At 70.6% G+C, this 15,357-nt stretch carries 12 protein-coding genes; 3 read left to right on the top strand and 9 right to left on the bottom strand.

Annotation, left to right across the window (positions count from 1 at the left end; all coding sequences use genetic code 11):
- Positions 1–140 precede the first annotated feature (140 nt).
- The gene (locus tag ACZ619_RS01135) at positions 141–977 is read right to left on the bottom strand and encodes a DUF6461 domain-containing protein (protein WP_469592696.1); all 837 of its coding nucleotides are present in this window, start codon (positions 975–977) and stop codon (positions 141–143) included.
- 171 nt (positions 978–1,148) lie between these two features.
- Complete coding sequence (locus ACZ619_RS01130; protein WP_469592694.1) at positions 1,149–1,808, bottom strand: helix-turn-helix domain-containing protein; 660 nt, start codon at positions 1,806–1,808, stop codon at positions 1,149–1,151.
- 97 nt (positions 1,809–1,905) lie between these two features.
- Here ACZ619_RS01130 and ACZ619_RS01125 point away from each other — a divergent pair, with 97 nt between their 5' ends.
- From ACZ619_RS01125 to ACZ619_RS01115, 3 genes are all read left to right on the top strand, one after another.
- A complete protein-coding gene (locus ACZ619_RS01125) occupies positions 1,906–2,787 on the top strand; it encodes an alpha/beta fold hydrolase (protein ID WP_469592692.1) in 882 nt (293 codons plus the stop codon).
- A gap of 203 nt (positions 2,788–2,990) precedes the next feature.
- On the top strand, positions 2,991–4,814 hold the full coding sequence (locus ACZ619_RS01120) for an ABC transporter ATP-binding protein (RefSeq protein ID WP_469592690.1): 1,824 nt from the start codon (positions 2,991–2,993) through the stop codon (positions 4,812–4,814).
- A gap of 83 nt (positions 4,815–4,897) precedes the next feature.
- Positions 4,898–5,563, top strand: a complete 666-nt coding sequence (locus tag ACZ619_RS01115) for an NUDIX domain-containing protein (protein ID WP_469592688.1) — start codon at positions 4,898–4,900, stop codon at positions 5,561–5,563.
- Positions 5,564–5,626: 63 nt separating this feature from the next.
- On the opposite strand, the gene ACZ619_RS01110 is transcribed toward ACZ619_RS01115, so the two are convergent.
- The 7 genes from ACZ619_RS01110 to iolD all read right to left on the bottom strand — a co-directional run bounded on the left by ACZ619_RS01110 (position 5,627) and on the right by iolD (position 15,155).
- Positions 5,627–7,645: a beta-galactosidase gene (locus ACZ619_RS01110; protein WP_469592686.1), complete on the bottom strand. Its 2,019-nt coding sequence runs from the start codon at positions 7,643–7,645 to the stop codon at positions 5,627–5,629.
- Positions 7,642–8,955 carry a glycoside hydrolase family 36 protein gene (locus ACZ619_RS01105; protein WP_469592684.1) on the bottom strand — a complete coding sequence of 438 codons (1,314 nt, stop codon included), beginning with the start codon at positions 8,953–8,955 and terminating at the stop codon, positions 7,642–7,644. Before ACZ619_RS01105 ends, ACZ619_RS01110 begins: the two co-directional genes overlap by 4 nt.
- Before the next feature lie 26 nt (positions 8,956–8,981).
- Positions 8,982–9,869: a carbohydrate ABC transporter permease gene (locus ACZ619_RS01100; RefSeq protein ID WP_469592683.1), complete on the bottom strand. Its 888-nt coding sequence runs from the start codon at positions 9,867–9,869 to the stop codon at positions 8,982–8,984.
- Entirely contained in the window at positions 9,866–10,846 is a 981-nt protein-coding gene (locus ACZ619_RS01095; protein ID WP_469592681.1) for a carbohydrate ABC transporter permease, read from the bottom strand. The genes ACZ619_RS01100 and ACZ619_RS01095 overlap by 4 nt, the downstream gene beginning before the upstream one ends.
- Before the next feature lie 9 nt (positions 10,847–10,855).
- Positions 10,856–12,169 carry an ABC transporter substrate-binding protein gene (locus ACZ619_RS01090; RefSeq protein WP_469592679.1) on the bottom strand — a complete coding sequence of 438 codons (1,314 nt, stop codon included), beginning with the start codon at positions 12,167–12,169 and terminating at the stop codon, positions 10,856–10,858.
- A 293-nt stretch (positions 12,170–12,462) separates the two neighbouring features.
- Positions 12,463–13,248, bottom strand: coding sequence for a GntR family transcriptional regulator (locus tag ACZ619_RS01085; protein WP_469592677.1), 786 nt, complete (start codon positions 13,246–13,248; stop codon positions 12,463–12,465).
- A gap of 35 nt (positions 13,249–13,283) precedes the next feature.
- Positions 13,284–15,155, bottom strand: coding sequence for a 3D-(3,5/4)-trihydroxycyclohexane-1,2-dione acylhydrolase (decyclizing) (gene iolD, locus ACZ619_RS01080; RefSeq protein ID WP_469592675.1), 1,872 nt, complete (start codon positions 15,153–15,155; stop codon positions 13,284–13,286).
- Positions 15,156–15,357 lie beyond the last annotated feature (202 nt).

Genomic DNA, 15,357 nt, shown 5'->3' with positions numbered 1-15,357 from the left:
CGGTCCACCGGGAACAGCCTGTCAGCGGGCCGATCTCGCGAGGCGCCGCACGAGGAGCATGGCCCTGGTAGCTCTGATGGTGGCAATGTCCCTCGGAGAGGGTGGAGGGTGCCCAGGGGCACCCTCCACGCGTTCGTCCGCTACTCACCCGTCTCGTGTTCCGGACGGTCCATGGCGAGAGGCCTGTTGCAGGTGATCACGACAGGCGCGTTCGCCTCCGCCCGTGCGCGGTCGGAGGCCGCCGCGATCTGCTCGTAGGTCCATTCCTTGTACAGACGTTCTCCATGGGCATCGGTGATGTCGATGACCAGGCCGGTCCACTCCTCAGCGGGCCGTTCGGGGACGAGCCCCAGTTCGTACCGGGCGTCCTGAAGAAGGGATTCGGTGACGCGTACGCCTGTGAGTCTCTCGGCCAGAGCGAAGACCGCCGCCTTCCCGTCGACAGCCGGGGCGTCCTCGTCGCGCTCTCCCTCGGAAGTCAGGGGGAAGCCGACTTCCCGCAACAAGGGAACCAGTTCATCGGGGCTCCCGCCGTCGCGCGACGAGGGGCCCTCAAACGTCGTACGGAGCTCACCGTCCTCGAACCAGTGGAAGAGGTGGATGGGCTTGCCGCCGTTGCTCGAGTGCGCCACGACCCGGCCGCCCTCCGACAGCGTCTGCGCACACGGCATCCCAAGACCACCGTCAAAGCCGAGCACGACTGTCCAGTCACCGCCCTCGCCCGGGGCCTTGAAGGCGCCCGCGACGTAGGACTCGTCCCAGTAGTCGTCATCCGCCTCGGCACGGTGAGTTTCATCCGCCTCGATCAGCCCGGCCGTACCCTCCCCGGTGCCGCGCGGTTCCGCCTCCATCGCACGCAGTACCTCCTGCGGGTTCCGTCCCCGTACGAGTGTCAAGGTGTATCCGCTCTCCCTCATGTGGCGGAAGAGCGGCGAGGCGCGGATCCAGGCGTGGTCGTGCGCGGTCACCAAGTTCATACTGCGCAGTGTGCCCGCCGCCTCTGACAGCGCCCTGTGACCCGGTTCTGACGGCTGGAGCCGGGACTCGGGCGGCGTCCGGTCCGTGCCGGCAGCATGATCGTGTCACCCCCTGCTCCTGTGGCTCAAGGAGTCGCAGGTTCAGATCCTGTCGCCGTCCGGCGGGGGCCGTCAGGTCGGGAGGCTGTCCCCGTAGGCGGTGACGGACAGGAAGCGGATGGGGAGTTCGACGAGTTCCTCCGGTCCGTGCGTGCCCTCGCCGTCGAACTGGAGCGCGTCGCCGGGGCGCAGGGTGTAGCGGGCCTCCCCGTGGCCGTAGACCATCGTCCCCTCGATCATGTACAGCAGTTCAGTGCCGGGGTGCTGGAAGAGCGGGAAGACCTCGCTGGACTCGGTGAGGGTCACCAGCACCGCCTCCATCCGCTTGTGCGGGCCGCGCAGCGCGCCGAGGAGCGAGTAGTGGTGTCCGACGTGGCTGCCGCGACGGGAGATCTGTGCTCCGTGGCCGGCCGGCACGAAGACGGCGTCCCGCTCGACGTCCGCGCCCCGGAACAGCGCGGTGACCGGCACGTTCAGCCCCGCCGCCAGCCGGGCGACGGTGGTGAGGCTGCACGAGGTCTGGGCGTTCTCGATCTTGGAGAGCATGGCCTTGGAGACCCCCACCCGGGCCGCCGCCTCGGCCACGGAGAGCCGGGCGGCCTGCCGGTACCGGCGCACCTGGCGGGCGATGGTGGCCTCCAGCTCCCCGGTGACGGGGGCCGGGGCGGCCGGGTCGATCTCCCGCTTCGGCCAGGCGGGTTCCACGTCGTCGGCGTCGGGCTCAGCGCTCATGCGGGTCATTCTGCCGCAGTCACCGGAGTTTCCTGTCAGGAGACGGCGGCGGGGAATCCGCGTGCGCCGCGGCGGCCGGGCCTGGCAGGATCGGCATATGCCGATCGTCGAAGTGTCCCCCGGAGTCTCCCTCGCCTACGACAGCTTCGGCGATCCCGCGGATCCCGCGGTGCTGCTGGTGATGGGCTTCGGCGCCCAGCTGATCGCCTGGCACGAGGACTTCTGCCGGGCGCTGGCGGACCGCGGCCGGCATGTGATCCGGTACGACAACCGCGACAGCGGCCTGTCCACCCGGTTCGACGACCACCCCGTCGACGTCGGCCGGTTCGTCGCCGCCGTGAGTGCGGGCGACCTTCCCGCCGCCCTCGCGATGGTCCCCTACGGACTGCGGGACATGGCCGAGGACGGCCTCGGGCTGCTCACCGCGCTCGGCATCGAGCGGGCGCACGTGGTCGGCGCGTCGATGGGCGGCATGATCGCCCAGACGATGGCCATCATCCGGCCGGAGCGGGTGCTGACCCTGACATCCATGATGTCCTCGACCGGCGAGAGCGAGTACGGCCAGGCGAGCCCCGAGGCCCAGGTGGTGCTGCTCACCCCGAAGCCGGCCGACCGCGAGGGGTACATCGTGGCGGCGGAGCGGGACCTGGTCTGGGCCTCCCGGCGCTACGGCGACCCCGCGGCCGTCCGCGACCTGGCCGCCCGGAGCTACGACCGGGCCCACTACCCCGCCGGGGCCGGCCGTCAGCTCGGCGCGATCATCCTCGGCGGCTCCCGCGCGGACGCGCTGCGCGAACTGAGGGTGCCCACCCTGGTCATCCACGGCCTGGACGACACCCTCATCGACGTCAGCGGCGGCCGGCGCACCGCGGAGCTCATCCCCGGCGCCACGCTCCTGCTCGTCCCCGACATGGGCCACGACCGCCCCCGCGAACTCTGGCCCGAGATCATCGGAGCGGTGGAAGCCCACACCGGCTGAGGGGCGCGGGCCGCCGGGAGCGCGGCACACCCGTCACCTCTGGCCCCTGGGTAGCTCTGAGTAATCGACGGTCGTCCGGAAAACGCTTGGACGCGGGCTGTGCCGACGCGTCACACTGACCGTTCCTGACCTGCCGATATCAGGCCGTCGCGGACCTGCGGCGGCCGACTCGGCATGCCGTACGACGACTACACAGGGTTGAGATGACATCCTCTGTCGATTTACCTGCGACCGGACCCCGACAGGGCGCGGTCCTGCTCGCGCTTCGTTACTACGGACGGGAGCTGGCCCGGCTCAAGTGGCTCACGCTGCCCGGAACGCTGCTGCCGGCGCTGGGCAACATCGGGATCAACTACCTGGCCCCGCTGGTGGTGGCCAAGCTCGTCGGCCGCATCGCCGACGGTGACGACCGGGGGCTGGGCCTCGCCGCCGCCCTGCCGTACGTCCTCGCCTTCTGCGCTGTGCTGCTGCTGGCGGAGACGCTCTGGCGGATCGGTCTGCACTGCCTGAACCGCCTGGACGCCCTCGGCATCGAGCACCTGTACGTCATCGGAATGGACGAACTGTTCGCCAAGGACGCGTCGTTCTTCCACGACAACTTCGCCGGCTCGCTCACCAAGCGGGTGCTGAGCTTCGCCACCCGCTTCGAGGAGTTCGCCGACACACTGACCTTCAACATCGTCGGCAGCTTCGTACCGCTGGCGTTCGGCTCGGTCGTGCTGTGGCGCTACGAACCGCTGCTGGTCGTCGGGCTGCTGGCGATGATCACGGTGACCGGCGCGTGCGTGGTGCCGCTGATCCGCCACCGGCAGCGCCTGGTCGCCCAGCGCGAGGAGGCCATCGCCCGGGTGTCGGGGCACGTCGCCGACAGCCTGATGAACATGGACACGGTCCGGGCGTTCGCCGCCGAGGAGCGCGAGGCCGCCGAACACCGCTCCCGGGTCGCCGAGTCACGGCGGCGCCAGTTGCGCTCCTGGGACTACGGCAACCTGCGCATCGACACGTTCGTCGCGCCCATGTCGGTGGCCACCAACGCGCTGGGCCTGCTGCTCGCGGTGGTGCTGGCGGGCGGCGGACACAGCGTGGAGGCGGTCGTGGTCGCCTTCACGTACTACTCCAACGCCACCCGGATCATGTTCGAGTTCAACCAGATCTACCGGCGCATCGAGAGCTCCATGACGGAGGCGGCCCAGTTCACCGAGCTGCTCCTCGACCCGCCGACCGTGCTCGACCCCGAGCTGCCGGAACCGCTCGCCCCCCGGGCCGCCGGGGTCCGCTTCGAGAAGGTCTCCTTCACCCACGCCGGCGCGAAACCGCTGTTCGAGGGGCTCGAACTGGACGTGCCCAGCGGCTCGAAGTTCGGGTTCGTCGGCCGGTCCGGCGGTGGCAAGACCACCCTGACCCGGCTGCTGCTGCGGATGACCGACCTCGACGGCGGCCGGATCACCATCGGCGGCCAGGACATCAGCCGGCTGCGCCAGGCCGACCTGCGCAGCCAGATCGCCTACGTCCCGCAGGACCCGGCCATGTTCCACCGCACCCTGCGCGACAACATCGCCTTCGCCCGGCCCGGCGCCACCGACGCCGAGATCCGGCTGGCCGCCGAGGCCGCGCACGTCACGGAGTTCGCCGACGCGCTGCCCGACGGCTTCGACACCATGGTGGGGGAGCGCGGCATCAAGCTCTCCGGCGGCCAGCGCCAGCGGGTCGCCCTCGCCCGCGCGATCCTCCGGGACGCCCCGATCCTGCTCCTGGACGAGGCGACCAGCGCGCTGGACTCGGAGAGCGAACTCCTCGTCCAGGAGGCGCTGTGGCGGCTCATGGAGGGGCGCACGGCCCTGGTGGTGGCGCACCGGCTGAGCACGGTCGCCTCCATGGACCGGCTGGTGGTCCTCGACCGCGGCCGCATCGTCGAACAAGGCACGCACCACGAACTGCTCGCCGCGGAAGGCGCCTACGCCAAGCTCTGGCAGCACCAGTCGGGCGGCTTCCTCGACGAGGACCCCGCGCGGGCCGAAGCGCACTGACGGGACGCCCGCCGGACACGGGCGGGTGGTAGACAGGTGATCATGAGCCACCTGAACGCCCCCGCCCGCCCGGCCGGCACCCGATGACCGCCGGCGCCGACACCCCCGACCGCCGGGGCCGCACCGGCCTGGACCGCACCGGCCTGGACCTGACCGGCAACCCGCGTGTGAAGGTCCGGGAGGTGAGACTGCTCTCCAGCCACTGGTACGTCGAACGGGCCACCACCTTCGACCTCCAGCACACCGACGGCACCTGGCACACCGAGGAGCGCGAGACCCACGACCGGGGCAACGGCGCCACGCTCCTCCTCTACGACGCGGAGCGCGAAACCGTCCTGCTCACCCGCCAGTTCCGCTTCCCGGCCTACGTCAACGGCCACCCCGACGGCATGCTCGTCGAGACCCCGGCCGGCCTCCTGGACGACGAGGCCGAGCACCCGGAGCACGCGGTCCGCCGCGAGGTCGTCGAGGAGACCGGCCACACCGTCGGCGAGGTCCAGCACGTCTTCGACGTCTACATGAGCCCCGGCTCGGTCACCGAACGCCTCTCGTTCTACGCGGCGTCCTACGGCCCCTCGACCCGCACCCACGAGGGCGGCGGCCTGGACGAGGAGGGCGAGGACATCGAGAGCCTCGAACTCCCCTTCCGGCGCGCCCTGGAGATGATCCGCACCGGCGAGATCGCCGACGCCAAGACCATCATGCTTCTCCAGTGGGCGGCCCTGGAGGGCCCGTTCGCCGCCAGGTGACGCGGAAGCCCCGCGCCCCCTGGGATCTGCCTCGTGGGGCGCGGGACTTCGCGTACGCGCGCGCTAGCCCCGGGGCTCCCGTACGACGGCGACGTCGCCCGGGGCCACGACGACGCTCCCGTCGGCCGGCTTCCCGGACAGCAGCTCCACACAACCCCCGGCCACCGCGACCCGCGCCCCGTGCCCCGCGTGGTCGATGACGAACACGAAGTCCGCGTCCGGGCCACGCCGTACGACCACCTCGACACCGGCCGGGGCGACCCGTCCCGCGGCCACGCCCGCCTCCGCGCGGACCCGGTCCAGCAGCCCCGCGAGGGTGTCCGCGTCCGGCAGCGTCGCCACGTACCAGGCGCTGCCCGAGCCGTGGCCGTGCCGGGTCACCGCGGGGACGCCGGAGAGCGGGCCGTCGGCGAACGACGTGACCGCCTCGGCGCCCTCCAGCCGCACCCGCTCGGACCAGAGCGACCCGGTGCCGCCCTCGCTGAGCGCCACCCGCTGTCCGGGCAGCAGCGGGAACAGCTCGTCCGTGTACACGCCCAGCAGGTCGCGGAAGGCGCCCGGGTAACCGCCCAGGCGCACATGGCAGTTCTCGTCCACCGCACCGCTGTGGAAGCCGATCACGAGGCTGCCGCCGCCCTCGGCGAACGCCGAGAGGTTGGCCGCGCCCGCGTCGTCGACCAGGTACAGGCTCGGCGCCAGCACCGCCCTGTACGCCGACAGGTCCGCGTCCGGGCGGACGAAGTCCACCGCCACGCCGGCCCGCCACAGCGGCTCGTACCAGGTGCGCACGACGTCCTGGTAGCGCAGCGCCTCGCTGGGCTGCGAAGGCAGCTCGACCGCCCAACGGGCGTCCCAGTCCCAGACGATGGCGACCTCGGCGGTGCCGCTGCTGCCGCGCACCTCGGCCAACGCCCGCAGATCCGCGCCCAGCCGGACCACGTCACGCCAGATCCGGCTGTCGGTGCCGGCGTGCGGCAGCATCGCCGAGTGCCACTGCTCGGCCCCCGCCTTCGCCGCCCGCCACTGGAAGTACGCGATGCCGTCCGCGCCGTGCGCCACATGCGCGAGCGCGTTGCGGCGCAACTCTCCAGGATTCTTGGCCCGGTTGACGGGCTGCCAGTTGACCGCGCCCGTGGAGTGCTCCATCAGCAGCCACGGCCCGCCCGCCAGCGAGCGTGTCAGATCGCCGCTGAGGGCGACGTCGATCTCCGACTCCGGGTCGGTGGAGATCAGGTAGTGGTCGTTGGACACCACGTCCAGCTCCGGCGCCCACCGCCAGTAGTCGAGGGCGTCGAAGTTCTGCATCACCATGAAGTTGGTGGTGGCGGGGATGGCGGGGGCCGCCTCCCGGAGGACGTCCCGCTCCGCCTTGTACAGCGACAGCAGTTCGTCCGAGCAGAACCGCCGCCAGTCCAGCTGGTGCGTCGGGTTGGGCACGGCGCCGGTCGCGCGGGGCGGCAGGATCTCGTCCCAGTCGTAGTACCACTGGCTCCAGAAGGTGGTGCCCCAGGCGTGGTTGAGGGCGGCCAGGTCGTCGCCGTACCGGGCGCGCAGCCAGACCCGGAAGGAGACCGCGCTGGTGTCGCAGTAGCAGGCCGCGTTGTGGCAGCCGTACTCGTTGTGGACGTGCCACATCCGCACCGCCGGGTGGTCCGCGTACCGCTCGGCGATCGCGCCCGCGATGCGCAGCGCGGCCTCGCGGTAGGCGGGGCTGCTCGGGCAGAACGTCTGACGGCTGCCGTACGACAGGGTGCGGCCGTCGTGGTCCACCGGGAGCGCCTCGGGGTGGGCGCGGAAGAACCAGGCTGGCGGGGCGGCCGTGGGGGTGGCGAGGTCGGCGGCGATGCCGTTCTCGTGCAGGAGGCCGAGGATCCGGTCCATGCGGGAGAAGTCGTACACGCCCTGGGACGGTTCCATCAGCGCCCACGAGAAGATGCCGACGCTGACCATGTTCACGCCCGCCTCGCGCATCAGGCGGACGTCCTCGGCCCACACCTCCTCGGGCCACTGCTCGGGGTTGTAGTCGCCGCCGTAGGCGATGCCGGGGACGTCGAGGGTACGGTCGCTCAGCGGTGAACTCATCGGTCGGCTCCGGTCAGAAGGCGGCGGGTCGTCTCCACGCCCCACTGGTCGAGGGAGAGCAGGCGGTCGCTGGAGGCGACCAGACCGCCGACGGCCTCCACATGGGCCGCCCAGCGCTCGCGGCTCTCCACGGCGGGGCGGGCCATCAGGCAGTCGGGGTCGTTGGTCCACAGGCGGCCGTGCTGCCACTGGCGGCCGACGCCGGTGAACTCGGCCGGGTCCTGGCCGGGCTGGCTGAAGTCGTCGGCCTCGGGGCGGCGGTGCGGGGCCGTGTCGGGGCTGACCCGCATCGCGTCGAACAGGCCGATCGAGGGGAGGACCGGCGCGCCGCAGCCGAGCAGGTAGGCGTCCGCGCCGATCGCCTCCCGGATCAGGGCGACGCCGAGCCGGTAGGCGGTGAGCGCGTCCGCGCCCGAGTGCCGTACGCCGTCCAGGGCGCCCGCGTAGAGGAAGTCGGTCTTGAAGTAGTCGTAGCCCTCGGCGCGCAGCGTCGTGAAGACCTCGGTGAGGTAGGCCGCGGCGGCCGGGTGGGTGGTGTCCAGGACGTGGAGGTCGTGGCCCCAGTTGCGGCCCGCGTGCAGTGGTGCGCCGCCCGCGTCGCGGACCAGCCAGTCCGGGTGCCCGGCGGCGAGGTCGCTCGCCGGGTCGACCAGGAAGGGCGCGGTCCAGATGCCCGCCCGGCGGCCGCGGGCGTGGATGGCGTCGGCGATGCCCCGCCGGGAGCGGAAGCGGCCGGAGAGCGTGAGCCAGTCGCCCAGCGCCTTCTGGTAGCCGTCGTCGATCTGCACCACGTCGATCGGCAGGTCGAGGGTGTCCATCGCACGGAGGTTCTCGTGGATGTCGTCCTCGGTGACGGCCGTGAAGTACTCGTACCAGGAGCACCAGACGGTGGGTGCCGGGCGGGGCGCCGGCAGGGCCTGCGCGTCGGCCCAGCCGGTCAGCACGGACGGGATGTCCGGGCCGGTCCACTCCTTGACCGGCCCGTCGGACTCGACCTCCGCGACACCGCCCGCGGCGGTCAGCCGGATCGACGGGACCTCGTGCAGCGGGTCGGCCGCCGCCCAGAGCCGGGCCGGGGAACCGTCGCCCGGGTCGAGCGCCAGCAGGCCCTCGCCCTGGAAGGACCCGGCGGGCACGGTACGGCCGGGGCGGTAGCAGACGGTCGCCCAGTTGTCGTTCGTCGGACGGTGGGGGGAGGCGCCGAGGGCGTAGGAGCCGCTCGGCGACCAGGACTGCCAGCCCTCCTCGTGGACACGGGCGGTGCGTGTGTCCACGGGCACGGAGGCGACCGGGGTGAACGGGTTGTGCACGGGGTTCTCTTTCGAACGAGGCTGGATCAGCCCTTGGCGGAGCCCAGGGTCAGACCGCTGACGAACTGCTTCTGGAGCACGAAGTACACGACCAGCGTCGGGATCGCGGTGAGCAGCGAACCGGCGGCGACCAGGTTCGGGTCGGTGAAGTACTGGCCGGAGAGGTTGTTCAGCGCCGAGGTGATCGGCATGTTCTCACCGGTCGAGATCAGCACCAGCGCCCAGAAGAAGTCGTTGTAGATCCAGATCGACAGCAGGGTCGCCAGGGCCGCCATCGCCGGCCGGCACAGCGGCAGGGTGATCTGCCAGTACAGCCGCCACACCGACGCGCCGTCCACCAGCGCGGCCTCCGTCAGCTCGTGCGGCAGCGAACGCATGTAGTTGCTGAGCACGAACGCGCAGAACCCGGACTGGAACGCCACGTGGATCAGCACCAGGCCGAGCGCCGAGTCGTACAGCTTGCCGCTCGCCGTGATGCCCGGCAGGTTCGTCAGCAGGTACATCCGGTAGAGCGGGGTGATGATGACCTGCTGCGGCAGCAGGTTGCCGGCGGTGAAGACCAGCAGCAGCGCCAGGTTGACCCGGAAGTCGAAGCGGCTGACGTAGAACGCGACCATCGACGACAGGAACAGCGTCAGCAGCACCGCGGGGACCGCGATGAGCAGCGTGTTCACGAAGTAGTGCGTCATGCCCGACTGCGTGAACGCGTTCTTGAAGTTGTCCAGGTTCAGCGTGTGCGGCCAGGACACGTAGCCGTCGTTGCTGGTCTCGCTGTACGGACGCAGCGCCGAGAAGACCGCCCACAGCAGCGGGGCGAGCCACGCCAGGGCCGTTCCCGCCAGGAAGACGTGCAGCAGGACGCGGGCCGGGCGGATCGGGTTGCGCTGCTTGGCCAGCGCGCTCACGGTGCTCATGCGCGCCGCTCCTTCCGGAAGGTCGCGATCAGGTAGGGAATGATCACGATCAGCGAGATGACCAGCAGCACCACGGCGATCGCGGAACCGTAGCCGATGCGGCTGGACTCGCCGATGATGTTGTTGGTCACCAGGATCGACAGCAGCTCGGTGCCCTGGGCGCCCTTGTTGAAGACGAAGACCAGGTCGAAGGCGCGCAGCGCCTCGATGATGGTCACGACCAGTACGACCGTGTTGGTCGGGCGCAGCGTCGGGAAGATGACGTTCTTGAACGTCTGCCACTCGTTGGCGCCGTCGAGGGCCGAGGCCTCCCGCAGCGACGGGTCGACGCTCTTGAGGCCGGCCAGGTACAGGATCATCATGTAGCCGGCGTGCCGCCAGGACGCGGCGATCAGCACGGCCCACAGGTTGAGGTTCGGGTCGCCGATCCAGTCGATGTAGTGGCCGGGCTTGTTGGCGCCGATGAGGCTGTTGATCAGACCCGTGTCCGGGTTGTAGATCAGCTGCCAGACGAACCCGATGCACGCCATCGAGATGACGACCGGGAGGAAGAACGCCGTCTGGTAGACCCGGGTGAACCTGATCCTCTTGTCCAGCTGCACGGCCAGGAACAGGCCGAACGGCGTCGGAATCAGGATGAGCACCACGAACCAGATGACGTTGTGCTCGACGGCGGGCCAGAACTGCGGGTTGTCGTTGAAGAGCTGCTTGAAGTTGTCCAGCCCGACCCACTTGATGGAGTCGAAGCCGATGCCGTCCCACGTCGTGAAGGCGAGGAGGATCGAGGCGAGCGCGGTCACCCAGACGAGGACCACATGGAGGACCGTGGGCACGCCGGCCATGAAGGCGAGCGTGATCCGGTCACGGCGGGTCAGCAGGCGCTTGTGCCCCTGCGGGACCCGCTTCTTCTCGGACGCGCGCCCAGGAGGCGGCACGGCGGCCGCCTCCTGGGACTTCGTGGTGGTGTCAGTCGTCATTCAGCAGTCTCACTCGGACGCGAAGATCGTCTTCTTCTGGCGCTCGATGGACGAGAGCAGGCTGTCGACACCCTTCGGGTTCTGCAGGAACTTCTGCAGGGCGGGCTGCATCACCGTGGAGGTGAAGTCCGGCCGGGAGTCGCGGTCCATGAACTGGGTCAGGCTCTTGGCGTTGCTGATCATGTCGTACGCCTTCTTCTGGAGGGCGGTGTACGACGAGGTGTCCGCCTTGGAGGAGGCGGCGACGACGCTGGAGTCGGCCTTGAGGTAGATCTGCTCGGCGTCCGGGGTGCCGAGGTACTCCATGAGCTTGAAGGCGCCGGACTTGTTCTTCGGAGCCTTGCTGACCATGTAGCCGTCGGTGGGCGCCTCGACGGTGTCCTGGCCGAACTCGGAGTTGATCTCCGGGAAGGCGAAGAAGTCGAGGTCGTCGAGGTCCTCCTGCTTGGTGACCTGCTGGGCCACGAACGAGCCGAGCAGGTACATGCCGGCCTTCTTCGCCACCAGGGTCTGCGCGGCGTCCTGCCAGGTGCGGCCCATGAAGCCGTCCTGGTGGTAGGGGAGGATCTCGCTCCAGTGGTCGAAGACGGCCTTCACCTTGGAGTCGGTCCAGGACGCCTTGCCCGCCATCAGCTCGACGTGGAAGTCGTAGCCGTTGACGCGGAAGTTCAGCTGGTCGAAGGTGCCCATCGCCGGCCACGCGTCCTTGTCGCCGAAGGCGATCGGGACCAGGTTGTCCTTCTTCATCTGCTTGCACAGGGCCACGAAGGCGTCCCAGGTGGTGGGGACGGTGTAGCCGTACTGCTTGAAGACGCTCTTGCGGTAGAAGATCGCCCAGGGGTAGGTGTCCAGCGGCACGAAGTAGTACTTGCCGTCCTCGCCCTTGCTGAGCTTCTTCATGGCGTCGGGGAAGTTGTCCCCGATCTTGTCCCAGACCTCGTCGATCGGGGTCGCCAGGCCCTTCTTCGCGAAGAACTGCATGCGGTAGCCCGCGAACCAGTTGAAAACGTCGTCCGGCGTACCCTGCAGATAGGAGTTGATCTGCTCCTGGAAGGTGTTGTGGTCCTTCGTGTTGACATCGACGGTGATGCCCGACTGCTTCTTGAAGGTCGCGTACATCTCCGCGTAGGCCTTCTTCGGGACGGCGTCGGAGCCGTTGGAGCCGAGGGTGACGGTCTTCGGGTCGGAGGAGGACCCGCTGCCGCCGCAGGCCGACAGCAGGGGTATGCCGGCGCCGGCCAGAAGGGCGGCCGAACCGGCACCGCGCAGGACGTTACGGCGGCTCGGACCCGGCACGTGAAGACCGGACGGGGAGATGCGCATGGCGGCTCCTGAGTACAGGGTTCGGCAAGGGGAAGAGCTGATCTTCGAAAGGTCCCGAAACCGATCAGAAATCAACTCGGCCGAACATCGTGGGCGCAATAACAGCCGCTTGTCCGCTCATGCGTCAATAGCCTGCGTCTCTCTCGCCCGTCTCTTGCCCGAAACGTAATCGACATGGTTGCCTGCCGATTTGTTGAACAAAGCGGTATGACAGAGCCCCCACAGGACAAACACCGTGGGGGCTCGTGTGCGGGCGTGTTGGTTTCCCGCCGCGGACCTGCGACTGCGTCCCGTCAGGGCCGCACCAGCAGCTGGAAGTCGAAGGCGTAGCGGGACGCCCGGTAGACGTGGCTGCCGTACTCCACCGGCCGGCCCGTGTCGTCGTAGGCGGTGCGCCGCATGGTGAGCAGGGCGGCGCCCTCCTTCTCGTCGAGGCGGGCGGCCTCCTCGGCGGTGGCGCTGCGGGCGCCCACGGTCTGCCGGGCGCTGTGCAGGGTGATGCCGGCCGTGCGCATCATCCGGTACAGGCCGGTCGACTCCAGGCGCTCGGTGTCCAGTTCGAGCAGGGTGGCGGGCAGGTAGTTGCAGAGGAACGCCACCGGCTGGCCGTGCGTGCAGCGCAGCCGCTCCAGGACGACCACCTCGGCGCCCTCCGCGATGCCGAGCGCGGCGGCGACCTCGGCGGTCGCCTGGATCCGCTCGTTGCGCAGCACCCGGGTGGTGGGGCCCTGCCCGGCCGACTCCAGGTCGTCGTAGAGGCTGCTCAGCTCCAGGGGGCGCTTGACCTGGCTGTGCACCACCTGGGTGCCCACGCCCCGGCGCCGCACCAGCAGCCCCTTGTCGACCAGGGACTGGATGGCCTGGCGGACCGTCGGCCGGGACAGGCCCAGGCGCACCGACAGGTCGATCTCGTTGCCCAGCAGGTTCCCCGGGGCGAGCACGCCGTGCTCTATGGCCTCCTCCAGCTGCTGGGCGAGCTGGTAGTAGAGCGGCACCGGGCTGCCGCGGTCCAGGGCGAAGTCCAGGGTGTCGAGCGCCGAGACGGTCACGGCGCGGGCGGAATCACCGGTTCTGGCCACCGGGACACCTCCTTCCAGAGCTCGGGTCGGGGGGTTCACAGGTGCCGGCGGCGGTCGGCGACCTGCCGGTCGTAGTCCTCGCGGGCCCGGACGGCGGCCGCGCGGGAGGCGGTCTCGGCGACCGGCACGTCCCACCAGGCCTCGGCCGGGGGAGCGGTGGGCGCCGGGTCGGTCTCGACGTACACGCACGTCGGCCGGTCGCTCGCGCGGGCCGCGGCGAGCGCCTCGCGCAGCTCGCGCACGGTCTTCGCGCGCAGCACCTCCATGCCGAGGCTGGCGACGTTGGCGGCGAGGTCCACCGGCAGCGGCGCCCCGCCGAAGGTGCCGTCCGCCGAGCGGTAGCGGTAGGCGGTGCCGAACCGCTCGCCGCCCACCGTCTCGGACAGGCCGCCGATGGAGGCGTAGCCGTGGTTCTGGATCAGGACCAGGTTGACGGGCAGGCCCTCCTGGACGGCGGTGACGATCTCGGTCGGCATCATCAGATAGGTCCCGTCGCCGACCAGCGACCAGACCGCCACGTGCGGGGCGGCCTGCTGGACGCCGATGCCGGCCGGGATCTCGTAGCCCATGCAGGAGTAGCCGTACTCCAGGTGGTACTGGCGCGGCGAGCGGGCCCGCCACAGCTTGTGCAGGTCGCCGGGGAGCGAGCCGGCCGCGTTGATGACAACGTCGTCATCGCCCACGACGGCGTCCAGGGCGCCGAGCACCTGGGTCTGGGTCGGCACGGCGTCCTCGTCGTCCGCGCGGTAGGCGGCCTCGACGACCGCGTCCCAGCGCTCCTTGCCCGCCCGGTACTCGGCCTCGTAGGCCGCGTCCACCCGGTGGTCCCGGAGCCCCTCCGTGAGCGCCTCCAGCGCCGTCCGCGCGTCCGCCACCAGCGTCCGCGCGGCCAGCTTGTGGGCGTCGAAGCCGGTGATGTTGACGTTGAGGAAGCGGACGTCCGCTCCGAGGAAGAGGGTGCCCGAGGCCGTGGTGAAGTCCGTGTACCGGGTGCCGACACCGATCACCAGGTCGGCGGTGCGCGCCAGTTCGTCGGCGACGGCGGTCCCGGTGTGGCCGATGCCGCCGAGGTCGGCCGGATGGTCGTGGCGCAGCGAGCCCTTGCCCGCCTGGGTCGAGGCGACCGGGATGCCGGTCGCCTCCGCGAAGGCCTTCAGGGCGTCCTCGGCGCGGCTGTGGTGGACCCCGCCGCCCGCCACCACGAGAGGACGCCGGGCGGCCCGCACGGCGGCCAGGGCGTCCGCCAGCTCGGCGGGGTCGGGGGCCGGGCGGCGCACCCGCCAGACGCGCTCGGCGAAGAACTCCTCGGGCCAGTCGTAGGCCTGGGCCTGGACGTCCTGGGGGAGGGCGAGGGTGACCGCGCCGGTCTCGGCCGGGTCGGCGAGGACCCGCATGGCGTTGAGCGCGGACGGGATCAGCGCCTCGGGGCGGGTGATCCGGTCGAAATAGCGGGAGACCGGGCGCAGGGTGTCGTTCACCGAGACGTCGAACTCGGTGGGGTGCTCCAGCTGCTGGAGCAGCGGGTCGGGCGCGTGGCTCGCGAAGTAGTCGCCGGGCAGCAGCAGCACCGGCAGCCGGTTGACGGTGGCGAGGGCGGCACCGGTCACCAGGTTGGTGGCGCCCGGACCGATGGAGGTGGTCACCGCCTGCGCGGAGAGCCGGTCCAGCTGGCGGGCGTGGCCGACCGCCGCGTGCACCATCGACTGCTCGTTGCGGCCCTGGTGGTACGGCATGACGTCGCCGTACTCCAGGAGCGCCTGGCCGATCCCGGCGACGTTGCCGTGGCCGAAGATGCCCCAGGTGCCGGCGATCAGCCGGTGCCGGACGCCGTCGCGCTCGGTGTACTGGACGGACAGGAACCGCACCAGCGCCTGGGCGACGGTCAGGCGGGTGGTCGGCTGGCTCATGGCAACCTCATTCGGACGGGTCGGTGGTGGCCGTCGGCGTCAGGGGTACGTCCGGCGGGAACGGGTAGACATCGCATTCGGAGTCTTCGGAGACGGCCCGTCGTGACGACGTGAAGGCCCGTGCTGCCGGCTGGGTCATACAAGGCTCCTGGGAATGGGCGGGACGCCCCTCAGGTGTAGATCGGGGCGGGTCGCGCTGTCA

This window comes from Streptomyces sp. NPDC104367 (assembly GCF_055583825.1).
This window is presented reverse-complemented; position numbering and strand designations above follow the sequence as displayed.

Excerpts from the sequence above, each read along its gene's own strand:
- ACZ619_RS01135 (WP_469592696.1), bottom strand. The coding sequence starts at position 977 with ATGAACTTGGTGACCGCGCACGACCACGCCTGGATCCGCGCCTCGCCG.
- iolD (WP_469592675.1), bottom strand. The coding sequence starts at position 15,155 with ATGAGCCAGCCGACCACCCGCCTGACCGTCGCCCAGGCGCTGGTGCGG.
- ACZ619_RS01125 (WP_469592692.1), top strand. The coding sequence starts at position 1,906 with ATGCCGATCGTCGAAGTGTCCCCCGGAGTCTCCCTCGCCTACGACAGC.
- ACZ619_RS01110 (WP_469592686.1), bottom strand. The coding sequence starts at position 7,645 with ATGAGTTCACCGCTGAGCGACCGTACCCTCGACGTCCCCGGCATCGCC.
- ACZ619_RS01090 (WP_469592679.1), bottom strand. The coding sequence starts at position 12,169 with ATGCGCATCTCCCCGTCCGGTCTTCACGTGCCGGGTCCGAGCCGCCGT.
- ACZ619_RS01130 (WP_469592694.1), bottom strand. The coding sequence starts at position 1,808 with ATGAGCGCTGAGCCCGACGCCGACGACGTGGAACCCGCCTGGCCGAAG.
- ACZ619_RS01120 (WP_469592690.1), top strand. The coding sequence starts at position 2,991 with ATGACATCCTCTGTCGATTTACCTGCGACCGGACCCCGACAGGGCGCG.
- ACZ619_RS01100 (WP_469592683.1), bottom strand. The coding sequence starts at position 9,869 with ATGAGCACCGTGAGCGCGCTGGCCAAGCAGCGCAACCCGATCCGCCCG.
- ACZ619_RS01095 (WP_469592681.1), bottom strand. The coding sequence starts at position 10,846 with ATGACGACTGACACCACCACGAAGTCCCAGGAGGCGGCCGCCGTGCCG.
- ACZ619_RS01115 (WP_469592688.1), top strand. The coding sequence starts at position 4,898 with ATGACCGCCGGCGCCGACACCCCCGACCGCCGGGGCCGCACCGGCCTG.